Origin of the sequence: Amycolatopsis pittospori (assembly GCF_013870525.1) — a bacterium.
In the GTDB taxonomy this organism is placed as follows: domain Bacteria; phylum Actinomycetota; class Actinomycetes; order Mycobacteriales; family Pseudonocardiaceae; genus Amycolatopsis; species Amycolatopsis pittospori.
The window spans coordinates 36661-51505 of sequence record NZ_JACBXD010000016.1 but is presented as its reverse complement, the minus strand read 5'-3'; the positions used below and the strand labels follow the sequence as shown (position 1 = coordinate 51505).

Here is a 14845-nt window from a genome sequence, read left to right as displayed (position 1 = left end):
GAGCGGAGCATACCGAGACCACACATGTGGCTACTCAGGGGTATGGGTCATGTCCGAATTGCCCCGACGGGTGGGTGAATGCCGAGAGAACGATCTTGGGCGAGTAGAGGACGAGCTTCGACGGAAACAAACTCACCGGAAGCTCGCGGATGGAGGTACCGCCGCTGCTCCGGCCACTGTATGAATTGGTCCAGATGAATTGGACCAGACCATTCAACGGTGATTGGAGTCCACATGACTCGACGGCACCTTCGCCGGGGGTTGTCCCTGGTGGCCGGGCTCGCCTTGGCGGGAGCCCTCCTTCCGACGGCGAGTAGCGCGGAGCCCCGGCAGAACCGGGGTGTCCCGCTCAGTGAACTGACCGCGACGGCGACGCAGGTCGCGTCCGGGCTGGTGAATCCGACGGCGATCACGGCCATGAACGACGGCAGCGGCCGGATCCTCATCGTGGAGAAGCGCGGGGTCGTCCGGGCCTTCCATCCCCAGACGGGGCTCGCCGCCAAACCGGTCCTCGACATCAGCGACAAGGTGAACGGCGCCGACGTCGAGCGTGGGCTGCTCGGGCTCGCCATCGCCAAGGACAGGCGGGCGTACATCGCGTATACGCGTAAGTCCGACAGCGCGGTGACGTTGTCGCGGGTCCGGTTCGACACCGGCGAGGTCACCGAACTGCTGAGCCAGCCGCACAGCGAGTTCCCCAACCACAACGGCGGCCAGCTCGCGTTCGGCAAGGACGGTTACCTCTACTGGGGGATCGGTGACGGCGGCGGCGCGGCCGATCCGCTGCTCACCGGGCAGCGGCTGGACACACTGCTCGGCAAGATCCTGCGGGTCGACGTCACTCGCGCGTGCCGTCCGCTGCGGTACTGCGTCCCGGCGTCCAACCCGTTCGTCGGCGTCGCGGGGGCGCGGGCGGAGATCTGGTCGTACGGGCTGCGCAACCCGTGGCGGTTCTCCTTCGACCCGGCCGACGGCTCGCTGTGGATCGGCGACGTCGGCCAGGGTCGGTTCGAGGAGGTCGACCACATCGCGGCGGGCAAGGGCGGCGCGAACTTCGGCTGGTCCTGCAAGGAGGGGCCGGTCGTCTTCGACCAGACGCGGTGCAAGGACGGCGTGACCTACACCGAACCGGTCTTCCACTACATCTCCGGCGCGGAGGGCTGCGCGGTCATCGGCGGGCACGTCTACCGCGGCAAGAAGTACGCGTCGCTGGCCGGCGGCACCTACCTCGCCACCGACTTCTGCCAGGGGACGGCCTGGGCCGTGCGCAAGAAGACCGACGGCACGTACGAAAGCGCCCGGATCGGGGAGTTCCCGCTCGACGCCACCACGTTCGGCACCGACCAGAACGGTGAGCTGTACCTGGCCGACGAGACGCCCGGCGGACTCCACCGGATTTCGTTCGCGCAGAAGCCGAAGGGCTGAGACCCGGTTCCCGGCCACGTCCGCCCGGCGTGGCCGGGGACCGTCAGTCCGTTCGCGGCAGCCGGACCTCGACCGTCCAGCCGCCGTCCGAGGTGGGGCCCGCGTGAGCCGAGCCGCCGAGCGCGCCGGCCCGTTCCCTCATCCCGACCAGTCCCATTCCGCTGCCGTCCCCGACGTCCGGCACCGGTTTCCGGTCAGCGGGACCGTTCGTGACGACGAGCGTGACCGTCTTCGGCGCGAACACGAGTTGCACCGCACGTCCGGTGCCGGGGGCGTACTTGGCGGCGTTCGTCAGCGCCTCTTGCGTGGCGCGGACCAGGGTGTGCGCGACGCCGTGCCTGGTCGGGCCCGGGATGCCTTCGACCTCGAACGGCACGGCCTCGCTCGCGCACAAGGCGGCCAGGGTTTCCTCCAGCGGCAAGGCGCCGTCGCGTAATTCGTGCACGGCCCGCCGCATCCGCCCGATCCCGTCCACCGCCAGCGAACGCGCTCGGCGTACGGCGTCACCGGCCTCGGCGTCACGGCCTTTCGTGGTGAGCGCGTCGGCCATGTCGAGTTGCAGCGCGATCCCGGTCAGCGAATGCCCGAGGACGTCGTGCAGTTCCCTGGCGATCCGCGTCCGCTCCAGCAACGCGGCTTCGCGGGCTTCGGATTCGGCGGCCCGTTCGGCGTTGTAGAGCGCGTCGCGCCTGTCTCGGCGGGCGATGCCGAGCAAGACCGGCAGGCCCACCGAAAGCGCGAGCCACCACGGCCACTCGTCGGGTGACGGCGCGACCGCGTCGACCACCGCGACCGCCACGGCACAGCCGACGGCGTCGAGGATCGCGACCCCGACAGCCAGTCTGCGCGAGGTGAGTTTGATGCCGGCGACCGCGGCGGCCAGGTAGGCGAACGCCGGCGCGAAGGTCTGCGGGGCCAAGGGGAGGAGCGTGGCCGCGCAGACCGCGTAGCCGCCCGAGAGCAGGACCTGTGCCCGCTGCGGAATCCGGTCCCACGGCAGGAACGAGGCCACGGCGAAGAGCGCGACCAGGAAGAAGAGCGCCGTCGTCAGGGGCCGGAACAGGATCTCCTGGGTGAAGATCCTGACTCCGGTCACGGCGATCACCGCCGTGATCAGGGCCGGCCGGAGCAACCGGTCGGCGAAGCGTTCGCGGCGGATCACCGCCGTGCTTCCGGTCATCGGGCGCTCCTGGAGGGTGGAGAGGGTTCTCCACCCGAAGATACGGCCGCTGCCGCACGACCGTTCGCGATCACCGCCTTAACGTCGGAGTGTCTTCGAAAACCGGCCCAGAGGGGGAAGCCATGAGCACACCTGTCGAAATCGTCCTGATCGTCGCCGCGGTCGGATACGTCCTCATCCGCCGGATGGCGGGCGAGATGGCCGAGGCCAAGCGGATGCTGTTGCTGCCCGCGATCCTCGCCGTGATCGGTCTGTCCAGTGTGGACGATAGCGTGAAGTCCACGGCGTCGGTGGTGCTCCTGGCGGGCACGATCGCGCTCAGCGTCCTGTTCGGACTCCTGCGCGGCGCGAGCATCCGGATCTACCAGCGGGACGGCGTCGCCCACATGCGCTACACCTGGCTCACGGTCCTGCTGTGGGTCCTGAACGTGGCCGCCAAATTCGGCGCGAACCTGCTGCTGGGCTCGGGCGAAGCGGGTAACAGCGTGATGTTGACCATCGGCGCCGGGATGCTCGTCGAAGGTGTCGTGGTGCTCGCCAGGGCGGTGCGCTCGGAAGGCCGTATCGTCTGGAAGAAGGGCGAGGACGGCAAGGCGCACACCACTTCGCCGTTCATCGACGACCTGCAGGCCCGGATGACCCGGCGCTGAAAACGGAGGTTCCAGGTGACCGTCTCACTCGTCGTCGTGGACGATCAGGCGTCCATCCGCGAGGCCCTCGCCGTGATGCTCGACATCGCCGACGGCATCACCGTCGTCGCGACGGCCACGAACGGCGAGGAGGCGATCGCCGCCATCTCGCGGCACACGCCGGACGTCGTGCTGATGGACCTCCACATGCCGGTGCTGAACGGCGTCGAGGCGACCGGCCGGATCAAGGCCGCGACGCCGGAGGTCCAGGTCGTGGTGCTGACCAGCCTGGACGACGACGAATCGATCCTGGCCGCGCTCGAAGCGGGTGCGAGCGGCTACCTGACCAAGGAGGCCGACCGGGCGAAGATCGAGCAGGCCGTCCTCACCGCGGCGGCGGGACAGGTCGTGCTCTCCCCGGAGGTCCAGCGGCGGCTCCTCACCCTCGCGGCGCGCCGTTCTCGGGCGGCCGACGAGGGCGACCGGTTCGGCTTCACCGCGCGGGAGAAGGAGATCCTGGCCCTGATCGGAGAAGGGCTGCGGAATCCGGAGATCGCCGAACGGCTGGTGATCAGCGAGGCCACGGTCAAGACCCACATCAACAACCTCTTCGCGAAGGCCGGGTTCCATTCCCGCGCCGACGCCGTCCGGTACGCGCTGAGCACACCCGGTCCCGCGCCCTACCGATACCCGGGCTGACCACCCGATCGGCGTTTCATCAAGTTTTCATCATTCCTCCCTAGCGTGAGGTCGTCCGGTGAAAGCAGCGATGGAGGCGACGTGGAGCAAGCATTCCCACCCGGAGGCGCGCAGTGGCCGCCGCCGCAGGGCTGGGTCCCCCAACCGGTTCCGGCGCCGCCCGTCCGGAAACCCCGGCGGTGGTTCCTGTTCGGTGGTATCGCCGGACTCGTGGTGGTGCTCCTCGCCGGACTGACGGTCTGGCTGCTGTTGCCTTCCAAAGCGGGCCGGGAGCCCTTCGAGCAGGCACTCGCCGGGCTCTCCTCGGCGCCGGCCGTCCGCAACAGCACCTCCGCGGTCGGCGGGATGATCAAGACCGACGTCAAGACCACCGCGTACGGCGAGACGTCCGGCACGATGTCCTTTCAGGGCAGGAAGTTCGAGATCCTCGTCGTCGGCGGCAAGGTCTACTTCAAGGCACCTGACGGGCTACTGCCCGGGTCGCAAGCGGACTCGTCGGCGGCCGAAGACCTCAAGGACCGCTGGATCACCGGGGAGGACGCGCTGTTCGGCCCCGTCGTGCGGCAGTTCGAGTCGCCCGAGAAGCTCGCCCAGCGTTTCCGCGAGGCGCTGGAGAAGGCCGACGAGATCGACGGCGACCAGAACGAGACGGTGCGGGACATCCCGGCGATCAAGGCGAGCACGCCGGCCGGTGACCTGTATGTCTCCAAGGACGCGCCGCACCGGCTGCTCCGCTACTCGGTGAAGGTGCCGGGCGGGATGCCGTCCGTGCCGAAGCTGCCGACGATGCCGGGTGCCGAATCGCGGCCTCAGATGCCGTCGGGAGCCGGACTCGGCGAGTCCGATGTGGACGCTTTGTCGCCGGAAGAGACCGACGCCGTCTACGAAGTGCTGATGTCGAACACGCGGAAACTGAGCGGCGCCGTCGACACCGGCGTCCGGTTCGACATGGACGGCGAGGCCACGGTCGCCTGCGGCACCTCGGGCTGCACGGTGACCGCGAACGTGACCAATTCCGCGTCGGCGAACAGCGGCGGGAAGGTCACCGGCCAGGTCAACGCCACCATGACGGCGAATGTGACCATCGAGGGACGGTCCGCGGGGAGTTGCCGGAACACGGCGACGTTGCCGCTCAACGGCTCCGGTTCGGTCAGTTGCGTCAACGGCGGGGCGGGCGGGGTCTTCGCCTCCGTCGAGGCGGAGAAGAAGGCCGACGCGGAGGCGCGGTCGCGGGCTTCCGGCGGTGTGCCGGTCCAGTACCGGATCCAGAGCATCGCGGCGGTTTCCGTGCTGGCCGAGGCGATCGGCGAGGTCGAGATCACCCGGCTCGTCGAGGAACTGGGCCGTCGACGGGCCGAGGTCGGCGGTCGCTGACGTGCGTGAAAGAACAACGCCGGGCGAACGGCTTCGATGCCGCGCGCCCGGCGCTTTCGCGTCCCGTTATCTCTTTCGGGTCAGTCTGTTCCGGATTCGATCGCGGCGTGGTCGAGCAGCTCGTCGTCGCCCGAAGCCTTGCCGCGCGAGGCGATCACCTGCGCGCCGCCGGCGTCCATCGCGCCGATCAGCCCGGTCGACGCGGCCTGCGCGGCACCGATCAGCGTCGGATGCCCGCCGCCGACCATGCCGAGCCCGGCGTACTGCTCGAGTTTGGCGCGCGAGTCGGCGATGTCGAGGTTGCGCATGGTGAGCTGGCCGATCCGGTCCACCGGGCCGAACGCCGAGTCCTCGGTGCGCTCCATCGACAGCTTGTCCGGGTGGTAGCTGAAGAACGGGCCGGTGGTGTCGAGGATCGAGTAGTCCTCGCCGCGCCGCAGCCGCAGGGTGACCTCGCCGGTGACGGCCGCGCCGACCCAGCGCTGCAGCGACTCGCGCAGCATCATGGCCTGCGGGTCCAGCCAGCGGCCTTCGTACATCAGCCTGCCGAGACGGCGGCCCTCGTTGTGGTAGCTGGCGAGGGTGTCCTCGTTGTGGATCGCGTTGACGAGCCGCTCGTACGCCGCGTGCAGCAGCGCCATCCCCGGCGCTTCGTAGATGCCGCGGCTCTTGGCCTCGATGATCCGGTTCTCGATCTGGTCGGACATGCCGAGCCCGTGCCGTCCGCCGATCGCGTTGGCCTCCAGGACCAGGTCGACCGCGGTGGCGAACTCCTTGCCGTTGATCGTCACCGGACGGCCCTGCTCGAAGCCGATCGTGACGTCCTCGGGCGCGATCTCGACGTCCGCGTCCCAGAACCGCACGCCCATGATCGGGTTGACGATCTCGATGCCGGTGTCGAGGTGCTCCAGCGACTTGGCCTCGTGGGTCGCGCCCCAGATGTTCGCGTCGGTGGAGTAGGCCTTCTCGGTGCTGTCCCGGTACGGCAGGTCGTGCGCCTGCAGCCACTCGGACATCTCCTTGCGGCCGCCGAGTTCGCTGACGAACGCCGCGTCCAGCCACGGCTTGTAGATCCGCAGGGACGGGTTCGCGAGCAGGCCGTAGCGGTAGAACCGCTCGATGTCGTTGCCCTTGAAGGTGGAGCCGTCGCCCCAGATCTGGACGTCGTCCTCGAGCATCGCGCGCACCAGCAGCGTGCCGGTGACCGCACGGCCGAGCGGGGTCGTGTTGAAGTAGGTGCGGCCGCCGTTGCGGATGTGGAAGGCGCCGCAGGACAGCGCCGCGAGCCCTTCCTCGACCAGCGCGGCCTTGCAGTCGACCGCCCGGGCGATCTCCGCGCCGTAGGCCTTCGCCCGGCCCGGGACCGAGGCGATGTCGGGTTCGTCGTATTGGCCGATGTCGGCGGTGTAGGTGCAAGGCACTGCACCCTTTTCGCGCATCCACGCGACCGCTACCGAGGTGTCGAGGCCGCCGGAGAAGGCGATCCCGACGCGTTCGCCGACAGGCAGAGAGGTGAGTACCTTGGACATGATGGAAGTATATGCATAGTTATGTATGACCATGCAAGCCGGGGTGAGCAGCGCAACTCGACCGGGTGGGCGCGGCCGTGTCCCGATCGTGACCTGTCCGTGAGGGCGTTCGCTTCGAATGGCTTGTGAGGACTCGTGCGACTGACGCTCTTTTTGTTGCGGTGAAAGAAAAACCAGTCTGCAAGCGGGTCGGCCGCGAATACCTGGCATGAAGACTTCGCGAGCCGGCCAGGATCGGCGCCTTCCGCTGTTCGGGGCGGCGGCGCTCGGCGTCGTGGCCCTCGCCGTGGCGCTGGCGGCCGGACATCTGGTGGCCGGGTTCATCAGCGCCAACGCCTCGCCGTACCTCGCTGTCGGCAACGGCGCGATCGATCTGACGCCGGTGGAACTGAAGGACTTCGCGGTCCGCACGTTCGGCGTCTACGACAAACTCGTGCTGCTCGGCGGGATGGCCGTGGTCATGGTGCTCGCCGCCGCGGTGGCGGGGGTGGCCTCGCGTCGTTCACCCGTTCCGGGCCTCGTGCTGATCGCCGCGTTCGGTCTTCTGGGCGGGTTCGCCGTGTCCCAGCGTCCCGACCTCTCCGCGGTCGCGTTGCTGGCGCCGTTGGCCAGTTTGATCGCGGGCGTCGGCGTCTTCTTCTGGCTGCACCGCCTCGCCACGACGAGGATGGCCGCCGTGGAGGAGAACGCCGAAGGCGAGTCGGCTCCTTCGCGCCGGTCGGTGCTGCTGGCCGGAGCCGGTGCGGTCGCGGCCGCGGGTGCGGCCGGGGCCGGAGGACAGCTTCTCGCCGGCACCCGGGACGCGGAATCGTCGCGGGCGGCCATCGGGCGGCTGGTGCCGGCCCAACCGGCGGCACCGATCCCGGCCGACGCGGACTTCGCCAAACTGGGCACGCCGACGTTCCTCACCTCGAACCGCGACTTCTACCGGGTGGACACCGCCCTGTCGGTGCCGCAGGTCCGGGCCGAGGACTGGAGTCTCCGCCTGCACGGCATGGTGCGCAACGAAAAGCGGTACAGCTACTCGGATATCCGGGACCGGCCGCTGATCGAGCGCACGATCACCATGACGTGCGTGTCCAACGAAGTCGGCGGGACCTACGTGTCCACGGCGAACTTCATCGGCGTCGACCTCGGGGATCTGTTGCGGGAGGCCGAAGTCCTGCCCGGTGCCGAGCAGGTCTTCTCCACCAGTGTCGACGGCTGGACCTCCGGCAGTCCGGCCGTGGCCGCGCTCGATCCGGAGCGGGGCGCGATGCTGGCGATCGGGATGAACGGTGAACCGCTGCCGGTCGAACACGGTTTTCCCGCCCGGCTGGTCATTCCCGGTCTTTACGGTTACGTGTCGGCGACGAAATGGGTCAAGGACCTCGAGATCACGACCTGGAAAGCACGTCGGGCCTATTGGCTCGACCGAGGCTGGGGCGAACAGGCCCCGATCAAAACGCAGTCCAGGATCGATAGTCCGAAAGGATTCGAAACGGTACCCGCCGGCAAGGTCCGGGTTTCGGGTGTCGCGTGGGCGCAGCACACCGGGATCGAACGGGTCGAAGTCCGGCTCGGCACCGGGGAATGGCGGCCCGCAACGCTTTCCCGCGAGGTTGGCCTCAACACCTGGCGGATGTGGTGGACCGAATTCGACGTCCCGGCCGGTAGTCACCAGGTCGTCGTCCGCGCGGTCGACAAATCCGGTTACACGCAGACCGACGCCCGTGCCGGAACCGTTCCGGACGGCGCGACGGGCTGGCACGTCATCAGTTTCACCACGCGGTGATCGGCGTCACCCTAAAGAGTGGCAATCCGTTTCCGCAGCAGTTCCGAATACCCAGTAAGTGACGGGCCCGGAGTCAGGGCTTGTTCGTCCGCAATAAAAATGGAGTGATTTTCCGTGAGCAAGCTTCGTGTCGCAGGTATCGGTTTCACCGCGGTCGCCGCGCTGGCCCTGTCCGCGTGCAGCAGCAACGACACCCCCTCGGCGGGCGGCTCCAGCAGCGCCCCGGCCCCCTCCAGCTCCATGTCCGCCCCGATGTCCAGCGCCGCCTCCGGCGACGGCGTCACCACCAACGCCGACGTGTTCGGCCCGGCCTGTTCGCAGCTGCCGCAGGGTAGTTCGCCCGGCTCGCTGGACTCGATGGGCCCGCAGCCGGTCGCCAGTGCCGCGTCGACCAACCCGCTGCTGACCAAGCTGGTCGCCGCGGTCAAGGCCACGAACCTGGTCGACACCCTCAACAGCCAGCAGGCCATCACCGTGTTCGCCCCGGCGGACCCGGCCTTCGCCGCCCTGGGCGACGCCAAGTTCAACGAGCTCGCCGGCAAGCCCGCCGAGCTGGCCCCGATCCTGCAGTACCACGTCGTCGGCAAGCGTTACGACGCCAAGGGCCTCGAGTCCGCCAAGACGCTGGAGAGCCTCAACACCGCCGGCGGCCCGCTCAAGATCGAGGGCTCGGGCGAGAACATGACCGTCAACGGCGCGAAGATCCTCTGCGGCAACATCCCCACCAAGAACGCCACCGTCTTCGTCATCGACAAGGTGATGACCCCCGGCACCAACAAGAACTAGGTCCCCCCGCGGATCGCGGTGGCCTCGCCTTCGGGCGGGGCCACCGCTTTCTTCGTATCTCAGGGAACCAGCGCGGCGGCGTCCACATCGGTCACGACGAGACGCAGGCTCGCGTTCTCCCAGGCGGTTCCGGTGAGGACCGCGCGCAGCACGGCCCCGGCGGTCTCCGTGACCGGCGGGATCGGCACGGTCAGCGCGACGACCCGGATCTCGACGACGTCCTCGGTGATGTCGACGGCCATCACGTCGATATCCCACGGCAGGTTCGCCGCGGCGGCCGTGGTGGACGGCGTCGCCGGACGCAGCCCCGGCACGTCGCGGAGCGCGCTGAGCAGCGACGCGGTCAGTTCGGAACGGGCGGTCACAACAGGCCTCCACGGATTTCGATGTCCAAAATGGACACCGAGACGGCCGAGGGGGTGAGCCCCGTCGCCTCGGTGACGGCACGGGCGACCGCGCGCTGGACCGCCTGCGCGGTCGCGGCGGCCTGGTCCAGCCCGGAGAGCGAGAGATCGATCTCCACCCGCACGTCCGGCGGATCGTGCTCGATGAACGCGCGGACCCCTTCGGTCGGGGCCGGGTCGAGTCCCTTGATCCGCTGCCGCGCGATCCGGGTCAGGGAACCGGCCAGCCCGCGCAGACCGGGTTCCAGGCGCACCACGCCGGGGACCTTCGCCGCGGCATGCGCCGCGACCGCCGCGATCACCGGCGGGGTGATCACCGTTTCCACCAGCTGTGCGGCCGCCGCCCGAGGCTGCTCACGCGTCATAGATGTCCTCCACCACCAGGTCGAGCCGGGCCAGCCGGATGCCGATACGGGCACCCGCGGCCGCGGTGACCCGCTCCCGGACGACGTTCAGCGAATCGCCGTCGAAATCGTGGGCGATCACCAGATGCAGCTCCACGTCCACGGCGAGCGTGTGTTCGGTGGACCGGCCGACCCGGCAATGCCGCGCGCGGACGCCGTCGACGGTGTCCGCGGCGAACCGCAGCACGGCCGCGACGGCCTGGTCGCTCACCTGGACCTCGCCCGGTTCGGGGCTCGCCAGCGGCACCAGATCCCGGCGGCGCACCTCGGCGCGGACCGCGGACATGATCCGACTGGTGAGATCGGGCGACGGCTCGGTGTCGTCGTCCGCCAGTTCCCTGGTGAGCCCGCGCAGCACCCGGAGGCTTTCGCGGGTCGCCCGGCAATGCGGGCAGTCGAGCTCGTGCGCGTCCGCCCGGCCGGCGTCGACCTCGTCGAGCCGTTCCCAGACCTGTTCCACATCACGGCCGCACGGCAGCAGGTAGTCCTGGGTCGCGTGGTTCATCGCCATGGCGCCATCACCTCCGCCAACTCCGCTCGTGCTCTCGCGATGCGCCCGCGCACCGCCGTAGTGGTCGCCCCGATCGCCTTCGCGATCTCGTCGTAGGAGCGGCCGTGTACCTCGCGCAACAGCCAGCAGGCCCGTTGCTCGGCGGTCAGCCTGTCCAGCGCCGCGGTCAGCGCCGTCATCTGCGCGCTGGTCTCGGCCGCACGGTCCGGCCGCCCGGCCGAACCGGTGGATTCCTGCTGGTCCAGCTCGACGTCGGCCACCGGTCTCCTGCCGCGGATGACGTTCAGGCACCGGTTGGTCGTCATCCGGTAGAGCCAGCCGACGAACGCCGCGTCCTCCTGCAGCTGGTCGAGCCGGCGCCAAGCGGTGAGGAACACCTCCTGGACGGCGTCCTCGGCATCGCCCTTGTTGCCGAGCATCCGCACCGCCAGCCGGTACATCGGCCCTTGGAACCGCAGCACGAGCTGCTCGTACGCCCGGATTTCGCCGTCGCGAGCCCTCGCTACCAGCGTCGCGTCGTCCAGCACCGTCTCACCGGCGGCGGGCGCGGTCGCGTCCTCCCTCGCCGACGTCGTCATCGAGCGCACCTGTGCAGTGCCGCCATGCCGAAGCTCCCTTCACGCCACCAACAGCCGGTGGTACCCGTAAGACACCGCTTCCCCGGAAACGTCACGCAGGAAACCTTCATGTCCGATGACCAGCCGATCACGGCACGCCGTCTGGCGCACGCCGAAGTCAGGTGAACACCGTGCGTGGTCAGCTCTGACGGGTGAGCGCGGGGTAGTCGTCGAGGGTGATGTCGGTGGCGAGCTTGTCGGTCATCCACAGCATCCAGCGCAGCATGAACGGGCGGCGGAACATCTGATTGCGCAGGCTCAGCCGCAGTTTCGTCGGCGGCGCGAGGAACGGGCCCGCGTTGGCGCTGCGCGCGATCTTCGCGTAGCCGCGGAACTTCTCCTCGTACCGCCCGAAGGCCACCTCGTGGTCCCCGTTCGCCGCGGCGAGTTCGCCCGCGATGACGTACGCGGCCACGATGGCGAGCCCGGTGCCGAACCCGCCCAAGGTGTTGCCGTAGGCCGAGTCGCCGATGAGAGCGACGCGCCCGACGGAGTAGTGGTCCATCGTGACGCGGCTGATCGAGTCGAGGTAGACGTCGTCCGACCGCTTCACGGCCTCCATCAATTCGGGCAGCCGCCAGCCGCCGTCGGCGAACGCGGCGGTGAGGATTTCCTTCTGCTGCGCCATGTCGTAGCGGTCATAGGTGAGTTCAGGGGAGGCGAACACGAAGAACGCGGCCGCTTTGGGGCCGCCGGTCGCGGCCAGCCTGCCGGGCTCGTTGTACATCAGCGAGGTGCCGCCGGCGCCGCGGAAGTCGTCTTGCTCGCCGGTCTCGACCAGGGCGTAGTAGTGGCCGAGGTGCCGCACGTAGTCGGCTTCCGGTCCGAAGGCCAGCCGTCGCACGGTGGAGTGGATGCCGTCCGCGCCGAAGACGAGGTCGAACCGCCTCGGGGCACCGCGCATGAAGGTGACGTCGACACCGTCGGCGGTTTCGGTGAGCGAAGTGATGGAGTCGCCGAAGACGTACTCGCAGTCCTGCGCCGTGCGCTCGTAGAGGATTTCGGCGAGATCACCGCGCCGGATCTCGACGTCTCCGCCGGTGAATTCGCCGGGCATGACGGCGAGCGGCCGTTCCTCGGCGTCGATGATGGTCTGATCGTGCCCGCCTGTCTGGCGCCGGTACACCTCGTCGAGGACGCCCATCCGCTCCAGCACGAAGCGGTGGGTGGCGCCCTTGAAGTCGACCGCCTGGCCGCCGGAGCGCGGTTCCGCGGAGCGCTCGACGACGGTGACGGCGTAACCCTGGCGGGAGAGCCAGAAGGCGAGCGCGGGGCCGGCGATGCTGGCGCCGGAGATGAGGACGGTCCTGTTCGTCATGGCCAGGAGCTTCGCGGCCGTCGTTGACGAAGTGCTGACGGTCCGCTGACGGTCGTCCGTCAGCTCCAGCCGGGCAGCGGGAGGGTGAGCTGCCCAGGGTCGTCCGGTGGCGCGGTCCGGTACCGCGGCGGGGTCGCCGACAAGCCGATCGGATTACGCGTGAGCCGCACGGAAGTGCCGTCCGGTCTGGGGAGCTCGACCGTCGGGTTCAGGCCCAGCCGCTGAGCCAGGGCGAACGCGCCCGCGACGTCGTTGACCTCCCCGGCTGGCACCCCGGCCGCGCCGAGGTCGGCTGCCCACTCGGCGGCGGGGCGACGCGCCAGGCGTTCTTCGAGGAGCGCGCGGAGCTCGGCACGGTGCTCGACGCGGGCTGGATTGGTCGCGAACCGGGTCTGCCCCGCCAGCTCCGGCCTGCCGATGACCTCGCAGAGCGCCGCGAACTGCCGGTCGTTGCCGACGGCCAGCGCGATCTCGTGATCCGCGCAGGGAAGCAGTTCGTACGGCGCGATGCTCGGATGCCGGTTGCCCATCCGCGCCGGGACCGTCCCGCCGGAGGTGTACGCGCTGCCCTGGTTGACCAGCGCGGCGAGCAGGCTGGAGAGCAGGTCGATCTCGACGCGCTGTCCTTCGCCGGTCCGGTCACGATGGCGGAGTGCGGCGAGGATCCCGACGCTCGCGAACAGCCCGGCCAGCACGTCGACCAGCGCGACGCCGACCTTCTGCGGCTCGCCGCCGGGGTCGCCGGTGATGCTCATCAGACCGCCGACGGCCTGGATCAGCAGGTCGTACCCGGGCAGCGCCGCGCCACCGCCGGAGCCGAAACCCGTGATGGAGCAATAGACCAGCCCGGGATCGGCCGCGCGCAGCGTGTCCGGGCCGAGACCGAGACGGTCCATCACGCCGGGCCGGAAGTTCTCGACCACGACGTCGGCCTCCAGTGCCAGCGCGCGGGCCTGGGCGAGGTCGTCCGGGTCGCCGAGGTCCAGCGCCACACTCGTCTTGTTCCGGTTCACCGACTGGAAGTAGGTCGCCTGGCCGGACGCGTCGTAGGGCGGCCCCCAGCTGCGGGTGTCGTCGCCGACGCCGGGCCGCTCCACCTTGACGACCGTCGCGCCGAAGTCGGCCAGGAGCATGGTGGCGAACGGTCCGGCCAGCACCCGGGAGAAATCGAGTACGCGAAGCGGTCCGAGCGCGGTGTCCGGTGTCGGCATGGCCCGACCCTAAGCGGGCGTCCGCGAAGGCGCCTCCGAAGTTGTGATCACGGTCACGAAAGACCGGTTTTCCCAATACTTTCCTCTAGGTACCTACTATCTCGATGAATGTAGCTTCGGTCCCGTCAACGAGACACGGACCAAGGAGCGACCATGATCGTGGTGACCGGAGCGACCGGGAATGTGGGACGACGGCTGGTGGACACCCTCGTCGCGGCGGGGGAGGGCGTGACGGCGGTGTCGCGAAAGATCTCGGCGGCGGACGTGCCCGACGGCGTGCGGACAGTGCAAGCCGATCTGGCGGTACCGGACGGACTGACGCGGGCGTTCGACGGCGCGGACCGGCTTTTCCTGCTGACGTCAGGGGATTTCCTGGCGGCGGGTGGAGATGTGGCGGAGGTCGTCTCCGCGGCGAGAGAAGCGGGTGTGCGGCGGATCGTGCTGCTGTCGTCCCAAGGTGTCGGAAGCGGACGGCACGCGCCGGCGTTCGAAGAAGCGGTCAAGGCCTCGGGTCTGGAGTGGACGGTGCTGCGGCCGGGAGGTTTCGCTTCCAACGCTTTCCAATGGGCCCGGTCGGTTCGCGCCGAGCGCATGATCGCCGTGCCGTTCGGCGATGTCGCGCTGCCCGTGATCGACCCGGCGGACATCGCCGACGTCGCGGCCGCCGTCCTGCGGGAATCCGGCCACGAAGGGCGGAGCTACGTCCTGACCGGGCCCGAGCCGATCTCTCCCCGGGGCCAGGCGGCGGCTTTCGCGGAGGCCTTGGGCGAGCCGGTGCGGTTCGCCGAACTGACCGAAGGCCAGGCGAGGACGGCGATGCTGGAGTTCATGCCGCCGGTCGTCGTCGAGGCCACACTCGCCATCCTCGGTTCTCCGACGGACGACGAGAAGCAGGTCAGCCCCGACGTCGAGCGGGTGCTCGGCCGTCCTGGGCGGACCTTCGGCGAATGGGCCGCGCGAAACGCCGCGGCGTTCGAATAGTCC

The 14845-nt window shown here is 69.4% G+C and carries 15 protein-coding genes; 7 read left to right on the top strand and 8 right to left on the bottom strand.

Going from position 1 to position 14845, the window contains the following annotated elements; translation table 11 throughout:
* The first annotated feature begins 234 nt into the window (after window positions 1-234).
* A complete protein-coding gene (locus tag H5J31_RS11845) occupies window positions 235-1425 on the top strand; it encodes a PQQ-dependent sugar dehydrogenase (RefSeq protein ID WP_181772566.1) in 1191 nt (396 codons plus the stop codon).
* A 43-nt stretch (window positions 1426-1468) separates the two neighbouring features.
* Here the strand turns inward: H5J31_RS11845 and H5J31_RS11840 are convergent, their stop codons facing one another.
* Window positions 1469-2605, bottom strand: a complete 1137-nt coding sequence (locus H5J31_RS11840; protein ID WP_181772565.1) for a sensor histidine kinase — start codon at window positions 2603-2605, stop codon at window positions 1469-1471.
* A 122-nt stretch (window positions 2606-2727) separates the two neighbouring features.
* Between H5J31_RS11840 and H5J31_RS11835 the strand changes: the two genes are divergently transcribed.
* From H5J31_RS11835 to H5J31_RS11825, 3 genes are all read left to right on the top strand, one after another.
* A complete protein-coding gene (locus tag H5J31_RS11835) occupies window positions 2728-3255 on the top strand; it encodes a DUF1453 domain-containing protein (protein ID WP_181772564.1) in 528 nt (175 codons plus the stop codon).
* 15 nt (window positions 3256-3270) lie between these two features.
* Entirely contained in the window at window positions 3271-3933 is a 663-nt protein-coding gene (locus H5J31_RS11830) for a response regulator (protein WP_181772563.1), read from the top strand.
* An 81-nt stretch (window positions 3934-4014) separates the two neighbouring features.
* Window positions 4015-5307: an SON protein gene (locus H5J31_RS11825; RefSeq protein WP_236004950.1), complete on the top strand. Its 1293-nt coding sequence runs from the start codon at window positions 4015-4017 to the stop codon at window positions 5305-5307.
* A gap of 80 nt (window positions 5308-5387) precedes the next feature.
* Here H5J31_RS11825 and argG read toward each other — a convergent pair whose 3' ends face one another.
* A complete protein-coding gene (gene argG, locus H5J31_RS11820; RefSeq protein WP_181772561.1) occupies window positions 5388-6836 on the bottom strand; it encodes an argininosuccinate synthase in 1449 nt (482 codons plus the stop codon).
* A gap of 208 nt (window positions 6837-7044) precedes the next feature.
* On the opposite strand from argG, the gene H5J31_RS11815 reads away from it, so the two are divergent.
* Window positions 7045-8610 carry a molybdopterin-dependent oxidoreductase gene (locus tag H5J31_RS11815; RefSeq protein WP_181772560.1) on the top strand — a complete coding sequence of 522 codons (1566 nt, stop codon included), beginning with the start codon at window positions 7045-7047 and terminating at the stop codon, window positions 8608-8610.
* 114 nt (window positions 8611-8724) lie between these two features.
* Window positions 8725-9396, top strand: a complete 672-nt coding sequence (locus H5J31_RS11810) for a fasciclin domain-containing protein (RefSeq protein ID WP_181772559.1) — start codon at window positions 8725-8727, stop codon at window positions 9394-9396.
* A gap of 59 nt (window positions 9397-9455) precedes the next feature.
* Here H5J31_RS11810 and H5J31_RS11805 read toward each other — a convergent pair whose 3' ends face one another.
* The 6 genes from H5J31_RS11805 to H5J31_RS11780 all read right to left on the bottom strand — a co-directional run bounded on the left by H5J31_RS11805 (window position 9456) and on the right by H5J31_RS11780 (window position 13861).
* Window positions 9456-9761: a hypothetical protein gene (locus H5J31_RS11805; RefSeq protein ID WP_181772558.1), complete on the bottom strand. Its 306-nt coding sequence runs from the start codon at window positions 9759-9761 to the stop codon at window positions 9456-9458.
* Window positions 9758-10165, bottom strand: coding sequence for an Asp23/Gls24 family envelope stress response protein (locus H5J31_RS11800; protein ID WP_181772557.1), 408 nt, complete (start codon window positions 10163-10165; stop codon window positions 9758-9760). Before H5J31_RS11800 ends, H5J31_RS11805 begins: the two co-directional genes overlap by 4 nt.
* Window positions 10155-10715 carry an Asp23/Gls24 family envelope stress response protein gene (locus tag H5J31_RS11795; protein ID WP_181772556.1) on the bottom strand — a complete coding sequence of 187 codons (561 nt, stop codon included), beginning with the start codon at window positions 10713-10715 and terminating at the stop codon, window positions 10155-10157. The genes H5J31_RS11800 and H5J31_RS11795 overlap by 11 nt, the downstream gene beginning before the upstream one ends.
* The gene (locus H5J31_RS11790) at window positions 10706-11293 is read right to left on the bottom strand and encodes an RNA polymerase sigma factor (protein WP_181772555.1); all 588 of its coding nucleotides are present in this window, start codon (window positions 11291-11293) and stop codon (window positions 10706-10708) included. Before H5J31_RS11790 ends, H5J31_RS11795 begins: the two co-directional genes overlap by 10 nt.
* A gap of 178 nt (window positions 11294-11471) precedes the next feature.
* Window positions 11472-12650, bottom strand: a complete 1179-nt coding sequence (locus H5J31_RS11785) for an FAD-dependent monooxygenase (protein WP_181772554.1) — start codon at window positions 12648-12650, stop codon at window positions 11472-11474.
* A gap of 59 nt (window positions 12651-12709) precedes the next feature.
* The gene (locus H5J31_RS11780) at window positions 12710-13861 is read right to left on the bottom strand and encodes a CaiB/BaiF CoA transferase family protein (RefSeq protein WP_181772553.1); all 1152 of its coding nucleotides are present in this window, start codon (window positions 13859-13861) and stop codon (window positions 12710-12712) included.
* 153 nt (window positions 13862-14014) lie between these two features.
* Here H5J31_RS11780 and H5J31_RS11775 point away from each other — a divergent pair, with 153 nt between their 5' ends.
* Window positions 14015-14842 carry an NAD(P)H-binding protein gene (locus H5J31_RS11775; RefSeq protein WP_181772552.1) on the top strand — a complete coding sequence of 276 codons (828 nt, stop codon included), beginning with the start codon at window positions 14015-14017 and terminating at the stop codon, window positions 14840-14842.
* Window positions 14843-14845 lie beyond the last annotated feature (3 nt).

Bases quoted from the DNA above. Each gene is read 5' to 3' on its own strand.
- H5J31_RS11845 (WP_181772566.1), top strand. From the start codon at position 235: ATGACTCGACGGCACCTTCGCCGGGGGTTGTCCCTGGTGGCCGGGCTC.
- H5J31_RS11840 (WP_181772565.1), bottom strand. From the start codon at position 2,605: ATGACCGGAAGCACGGCGGTGATCCGCCGCGAACGCTTCGCCGACCGG.
- H5J31_RS11835 (WP_181772564.1), top strand. From the start codon at position 2,728: ATGAGCACACCTGTCGAAATCGTCCTGATCGTCGCCGCGGTCGGATAC.
- argG (WP_181772561.1), bottom strand. From the start codon at position 6,836: ATGTCCAAGGTACTCACCTCTCTGCCTGTCGGCGAACGCGTCGGGATC.
- H5J31_RS11815 (WP_181772560.1), top strand. From the start codon at position 7,045: ATGAAGACTTCGCGAGCCGGCCAGGATCGGCGCCTTCCGCTGTTCGGG.
- H5J31_RS11800 (WP_181772557.1), bottom strand. From the start codon at position 10,165: ATGACGCGTGAGCAGCCTCGGGCGGCGGCCGCACAGCTGGTGGAAACG.
- H5J31_RS11795 (WP_181772556.1), bottom strand. From the start codon at position 10,715: ATGGCGATGAACCACGCGACCCAGGACTACCTGCTGCCGTGCGGCCGT.
- H5J31_RS11790 (WP_181772555.1), bottom strand. From the start codon at position 11,293: ATGACGACGTCGGCGAGGGAGGACGCGACCGCGCCCGCCGCCGGTGAG.
- H5J31_RS11785 (WP_181772554.1), bottom strand. From the start codon at position 12,650: ATGACGAACAGGACCGTCCTCATCTCCGGCGCCAGCATCGCCGGCCCC.
- H5J31_RS11780 (WP_181772553.1), bottom strand. From the start codon at position 13,861: ATGCCGACACCGGACACCGCGCTCGGACCGCTTCGCGTACTCGATTTC.
- H5J31_RS11775 (WP_181772552.1), top strand. From the start codon at position 14,015: ATGATCGTGGTGACCGGAGCGACCGGGAATGTGGGACGACGGCTGGTG.